Genomic DNA, 782 nt, shown 5'->3' with positions numbered 1-782 from the left:
CGGGGGGCGGCTGGCTTCGTGCCCGCGCCCGCCCCCCTCTCCCCCCCGCGGCGGGCGGGCGGCCCCCCCCCCCCCCGCGCCCCCCCCCCGCGCGGGGGGGGCCCCCCCCCCCCCCCCCCCCCCCCCGGACTCCGTTGCGGGCCCTGGGGCCCCTTACAGCGCCTTGGCGGCGGGCTTCACCATGCCCCGCACGGTGCGCGACTTCACGAACTCGCCCATCCCGGTCATCTCCCACTCACCGGTGAACTGCTTGATGAGCTTGGCCATCATCACGCCGGTCTGCGGCTCGGCGCCGGTGAGGTCGAAGCGGACCAGCTCCTCGCCGGAGGCGTCGTCGATCAGCCGGCAGTAGGCCTTGGCGACCTCGTTGAACTTCTGGCCGGTGAACGAGTTCACCGTGAAGACCAGGCCCGTCGCGTCGGCGGGGATCCGGCCCAGGTCCACGACGATCGTCTCGTCGTCGCCCGCGCCCTCACCCGTGAGGTTGTCGCCGGAGTGCTTGATCGCCCCGTTCAGAATGGTCAGCTTGCCGAAGTAGCAGCTGTCCAGGTGGTTGCGGTTGGGGCCGTAGGCGATCACCGACGCGTCCAGGTCGATGTCCTTGCCGCGGAACGCGGGCTCCCAGCCCAGACCCATCCTGACCCGCGAGAGCAGCGGTGCGCCGCCCTTGACGAGGGACACGGTCTGGTTCTTCTGGAGGTTGACCCGGCCCTTGTCCAGGTTGATCTTCCCGGAGCCGGCGGGGGCTCGGCGCCCGACGCGATCGTGGTGGACACCACCGC

At 72.5% G+C, this 782-nt stretch carries 1 protein-coding gene; it reads right to left on the bottom strand.

What is annotated here, in order from left to right:
* Positions 1–153 precede the first annotated feature (153 nt).
* Positions 154–782: TerD family protein (locus JS521_RS28990; protein WP_205085913.1), on the bottom strand; the 629-nt coding region annotated here is incomplete at its 5' end.

The sequence above is a fragment of the Streptomyces durocortorensis genome, from assembly GCF_016901035.1.
GTDB lineage: Bacteria > Actinomycetota > Actinomycetes > Streptomycetales > Streptomycetaceae > Streptomyces > Streptomyces durocortorensis.
This window is presented reverse-complemented; position numbering and strand designations above follow the sequence as displayed.